This is a genomic window from Sphingobium sp., assembly GCF_041987595.1.
Lineage (GTDB): Bacteria > Pseudomonadota > Alphaproteobacteria > Sphingomonadales > Sphingomonadaceae > Sphingobium.
The window spans coordinates 1-3027 of sequence record NZ_JBHIWJ010000191.1; the positions used below are offsets into that span (position 1 = coordinate 1).

Here is a 3027-nt window from a genome sequence, read left to right on the forward strand (position 1 = left end):
TGCAGCCATAGCTCGCGGCCTTCGGCAAAGGCCTTTTGGATCGTGTCCAGCCGGGCGAGGTGGCGGAGCTGCTCCATCACGTTCACCTCGACCAGCCGGTTGACCTTTGCGCCCTTGTCCGGCTGGGCGTCGATCTCGTCGCGGTGGCGGTGCAGCACGTCGCGGGCATTGCCCAGCCACTGGTCGACCGGCCCCTGCGTTCCGCCCTCCAGCGTCGCCAGCACCCCGCCACAGCCATGATGGCCGCACAGGATGACATGGCGGACCTTCAGCACATCGACCGCATATTGGACGACCGACAACAGGTTGAGATCGTCGTCATGGACCAGATTGGCAATGTTGCGGTGGAGGAACATGCCGCCCGGCGGCGTCATGGTCATCTGCTCGGGCGTCACCCGGCTGTCGGAACAGCCGATCCAGAGGAAGTCGGGCTTCTGCCCCACCGTCTGGCGCTGAAAGAAGTCGGTCTTCTCCTCCAGCAGTTCGGCGGCCCATGCCTTATTGGCGAGCAGGAGTTGCTTATATTCCCTCATGCGTAGCGCACTCCCGTCGATGGGGCCTGGATCATCGGCGCGGTCCGCTCGGCGACGTCGCTGCGCACGACTACGCTGATCCCGCGATAGTCCGCGCCCTTGATGAAGGCGTTGATGATGTCGACATTGTCTAGATCGACATAGGAAGTCGAGGACAGGTCGATCAGCAGATTGGCGCCGTCCGGCACCTTGGCCAGCGACTTCTGCAGCTCATATTTGTGGATGAAATAGAGGTTGCGCCGCGCGCGGATCAGGCAATCCTCGTCATCGCAGGCGAAGGTCAGCGCGGGGCGGAAGTTGCGCGCTACGACGAAGACGAAGCCCACGACCAACCCGACCAGGATGCCGATCAGCAGGTCGGTGCGCAGGATCGCCAGAATGGTGACGATGAAGGGGATGAACTGGCTCCAACCCTGTTTGAACCGCTCGGTGAACAGCTTGGGCTTGCACAGCTTGTAACCGGTCGCGATCAGCACGGCGGCCAGCGCGGACAGCGGGATGAGGTTGAGCAGCGCGGGGATCAGCGCGACCGACAGGAGCAGCCAGGTCGCATGCAGCATCGCCGACAATTTGCTCTCCGCACCCGCATCGACATTGGCGGAGGAGCGGACGATCACCGAGGTGACCGGAAGACCGCCGAGCAGGCCCGACACGATATTGCCGCCGCCCTGCGCCATAAGCTCCCAATTCTTGTCGGTGGTGCGGCGCCGGGGATCAAGTTCGTCGACCGCCTTGACGCTCAGCAGCGATTCCAGGCTGGCGACGATCGCCAGGGTGATCGCCGTGGTCCAGACCGCGCTGGTCCCGATCGCGGCGAAGTCGGGCAATTGGAACTGGCCGAGAAACTCGCGCGCGCCGCCCGCGACGGGGACGCGGACGAGATGGGCGCCGCCCAGCTGCCATTCGGGGCGCAGCGCACCGAGCAGCATGTTGCCGACCACGCCGATGACGACGACGACCAGCGGCCCCGGCAGCAGACGCAACGGGCCTTGCTTGGGCTTGGCATGATCCCTCCAGAACAGGAAGGCGAGCGACACGCCACCGATCAGGACCGCGCCGGGCGCGATATCCTGGCTGACACTGGCCCATAGGTCGGTGAAGGTGTTGCCGCCGGCGCGGCTGGCATATTCAAAGCTACCCTCGAAATCGCCGTCATAGCCGATCGCGTGGGGCACCTGCTTCAGGATCAGGATCAGCCCGATCGCGGCGAGCATGCCGGTGATGACCGAGGAGGGGACGAACTCCGCCAAGACGCCCGCGCGGGTGAAGGAGAAGGCGAGCTGAAGCACGCCGGCCAGCACGACCGCCAGCAGGAACACCTGGAAACTGGGCAATCGCTCGATCGCTTCGAACACGATCACGGTCAGCCCGGCCGCGGGGCCCGATACCGAAAGCGGCGACTTGGACAGGAAGCCGACGACGAGCCCGCCGACGATGCCCGCGATCATCCCCGCAAAGGGCGGCGCGCCGGAGGCGACCGCGATACCCAGACATAGCGGCAGGGCGACAAGCGCCACCACGATCGACGCCGGCACATCCGCTCTCGCGGTGGCCAGGAAGGAACGGCTGTTGGCCACGCAGGCTCCATGACATGAGTAGGGTCGCCATATGCCCGATTCGGACGTGAACATATGATGACGCTCATGTCATGAATGAGCCGCTGGCGGTCGGTCAAGCCTTTCAGATCACGCTATTCCGATGCCGGTGTCGCGAAAGCGTGCGGGCGGTGCTTGCGCCCGTGGCCAAGTCGCTTAAATCGGCCACGTGGCGCGATCTTCTACACGATCCAATGACTGGGGCTTTCCGCGGTGGCGCAGCTATGGTGCGGCGCGCGAGGCCAAGCCCGTGCGTATCTGCGACCGGCATGGCTGCGACCAGCCCGGCAACTGTCCCGCACCCAAATCCCCCAACAGCCCTGACCGCTGGTATTTCTGCGAGGCGCATGCCGCCGAGTATAATCGCGGCTGGGACTATTTCCAGGGCCTGAGCGCCGAGGAGGCCGCCGCGCGGGAAGCCTCGGAACGACGCACCAGCGCCGGCTATGCCCAGTCCAAGCATCAGGCCTGGGCCGGGCCGGGCGATGGCAGCCGTTCGCGCGACGAGATGCGCGCGCTCGATGCCCTAGGGCTGGAGCCGGATGCCGAGTTCGACCTGATCCGTGCGACGTGGCGCGGGCTCGCCAAGGCGAACCATCCCGATATCCGCCCCAATGATCCGGAGGCGGCGCAGAAATTCCAAGAGGTGCAGGCGGCCTATGAAGTCCTGCGTGCCGCCGAGGAGCGGCGTAGCTGGAAGCCCGAGTGATCCGCCGTGCCAAGGCGGATTGGGAAGCGACGGTCCTGGTCTGCGGCAAATGCTCCAAAAAGGTCGGCGGCGGTTTCGGTCCCAAGGGCAAGACGCCCTTGGCGAAGGCGCTCAGGCGGATTTTCGGCAAGGGGCGCAAGGCGTCGGTCGGGGTGGTGGAGACCAAGTGCCTGGGGCTGTGTCCCAAGAA

3 protein-coding genes and 1 pseudogene are annotated in these 3027 nt (G+C 65.3%); 2 read left to right on the plus strand and 2 right to left on the minus strand.

The features are described 5' to 3' along the window. Both ACFC3J_RS22615 and ACFC3J_RS22620 read right to left on the minus strand, forming a co-directional pair. On the minus strand, window positions 1-533 hold a 533-nt coding region (locus tag ACFC3J_RS22615; RefSeq protein ID WP_375198164.1), incomplete at its 3' end, for a carbonic anhydrase. Further along, a complete protein-coding gene (locus tag ACFC3J_RS22620) occupies window positions 530-2110 on the minus strand; it encodes a SulP family inorganic anion transporter (RefSeq protein WP_375198165.1) in 1581 nt (526 codons plus the stop codon). The genes ACFC3J_RS22615 and ACFC3J_RS22620, both read right to left, overlap by 4 nt. Window positions 2111-2297: 187 nt before the next feature. Between ACFC3J_RS22620 and ACFC3J_RS22625 the strand changes: the two genes are divergently transcribed. Together ACFC3J_RS22625 and ACFC3J_RS22630 are read left to right on the plus strand one after the other, a co-directional pair. Further along, complete coding sequence (locus ACFC3J_RS22625; RefSeq protein ID WP_007404091.1) at window positions 2298-2837, plus strand: J domain-containing protein; 540 nt, start codon at window positions 2298-2300, stop codon at window positions 2835-2837. Further along, window positions 2834-3027: pseudogene (locus tag ACFC3J_RS22630) on the plus strand ((2Fe-2S) ferredoxin domain-containing protein); the annotation flags it as partial. The gene ACFC3J_RS22625 and the pseudogene ACFC3J_RS22630, both read left to right, overlap by 4 nt.